At 52.1% G+C, this 2,086-nt stretch carries 1 tRNA gene and 1 rRNA gene; both read right to left on the minus strand.

The annotated features are described in order from the left end of the window. Positions 1-116 precede the first annotated feature (116 nt). Positions 117-193: transfer RNA gene (locus EHN07_RS08175), tRNA-Ile, on the minus strand. A 69-nt stretch (positions 194-262) separates the two neighbouring features. Then, positions 263-1,802 (minus strand): 16S ribosomal RNA (locus tag EHN07_RS08180). Positions 1,803-2,086: the final 284 nt, after the last annotated feature.

The raw sequence follows: 2,086 nt of genomic DNA on the forward strand, positions 1-2,086 counted from the left end.
CCCATCGATTTCGTAAAACCTTTGATTACCGTGAATTCTTCACTGTTCAAGGCGCGACTTCGCGACGCATATATTAATATGCGAGCCGGAGTTGCAACGCAGAACAGGGGAGAATTTGGTAGGCCTGAGTGGACTTGAACCACCGACCTCACCCTTATCAGGGGTGCGCTCTAACCACCTGAGCTACAAGCCTATAAGGTTTTACTGCTCGTTTTCTATCAGACAATCTGTGTGAGCACTACGCAAGTTCGACTCTTTCAGGTAAGGAGGTGATCCAACCGCAGGTTCCCCTACGGTTACCTTGTTACGACTTCACCCCAGTCATGAATCACAAAGTGGTAAGCGCCCTCCCGAAGGTTAAGCTACCTACTTCTTTTGCAACCCACTCCCATGGTGTGACGGGCGGTGTGTACAAGGCCCGGGAACGTATTCACCGTAGCATTCTGATCTACGATTACTAGCGATTCCGACTTCACGGAGTCGAGTTGCAGACTCCGATCCGGACTACGACGCACTTTATGAGGTCCGCTTGCTCTCGCGAGGTCGCTTCTCTTTGTATGCGCCATTGTAGCACGTGTGTAGCCCTACTCGTAAGGGCCATGATGACTTGACGTCATCCCCACCTTCCTCCAGTTTATCACTGGCAGTCTCCTTTGAGTTCCCGGCCGAACCGCTGGCAACAAAGGATAAGGGTTGCGCTCGTTGCGGGACTTAACCCAACATTTCACAACACGAGCTGACGACAGCCATGCAGCACCTGTCTCACGGTTCCCGAAGGCACTAAGGCATCTCTGCCGAATTCCGTGGATGTCAAGAGTAGGTAAGGTTCTTCGCGTTGCATCGAATTAAACCACATGCTCCACCGCTTGTGCGGGCCCCCGTCAATTCATTTGAGTTTTAACCTTGCGGCCGTACTCCCCAGGCGGTCGACTTAACGCGTTAGCTCCGGAAGCCACTCCTCAAGGGAACAACCTCCAAGTCGACATCGTTTACGGCGTGGACTACCAGGGTATCTAATCCTGTTTGCTCCCCACGCTTTCGCACCTGAGCGTCAGTCTTTGTCCAGGGGGCCGCCTTCGCCACCGGTATTCCTCCAGATCTCTACGCATTTCACCGCTACACCTGGAATTCTACCCCCCTCTACAAGACTCTAGCCTGCCAGTTTCGAATGCAGTTCCCAGGTTGAGCCCGGGGATTTCACATCCGACTTGACAGACCGCCTGCGTGCGCTTTACGCCCAGTAATTCCGATTAACGCTTGCACCCTCCGTATTACCGCGGCTGCTGGCACGGAGTTAGCCGGTGCTTCTTCTGCGAGTAACGTCAATCACTGTGGTTATTAACCACAATGCCTTCCTCCTCGCTGAAAGTACTTTACAACCCGAAGGCCTTCTTCATACACGCGGCATGGCTGCATCAGGCTTGCGCCCATTGTGCAATATTCCCCACTGCTGCCTCCCGTAGGAGTCTGGACCGTGTCTCAGTTCCAGTGTGGCTGGTCATCCTCTCAGACCAGCTAGGGATCGTCGCCCAGGTGAGCCATTACCTCACCTGCTAGCTAATCCCATCTGGGCACATCTGATGGCAAGAGGCCCGAAGGTCCCCCTCTTTGGTCCGAAGACGTTATGCGGTATTAGCTACCGTTTCCAGTAGTTATCCCCCTCCATCAGGCAGTTTCCCAGACATTACTCACCCGTCCGCCGCTCGTCACCCAGGAGCAAGCTCCCTGTGCTACCGCTCGACTTGCATGTGTTAGGCCTGCCGCCAGCGTTCAATCTGAGCCATGATCAAACTCTTCAATTAAAAGCTTGATTTGCTTCAACTTGTGAAGCGGTGCTCAAAAATTAACTTTCGTAATAATTCAACTAAATGAATTACTGCTTGGTCACTCTTCAAGACTTGATATTTTTTGTGATACCCGAAGGTATCTGAGATATCAATCCTGCGAGTGCCCACACAGATTGTCTGATAAATTGTTAAAGAGCAGTGAGTTACGCGCTTTCGCTTGCTAACTCGAGGTGGCGTATATTACGCTTTCCTCTTGCAGAGTCAAGCGTTTTATTTTCGCTTTTCGTCTGGCTGACGGG

The organism is Buttiauxella warmboldiae (genome assembly GCF_003818135.1).
In the GTDB taxonomy this organism is placed as follows: Bacteria; Pseudomonadota; Gammaproteobacteria; order Enterobacterales; family Enterobacteriaceae; genus Buttiauxella; species Buttiauxella warmboldiae.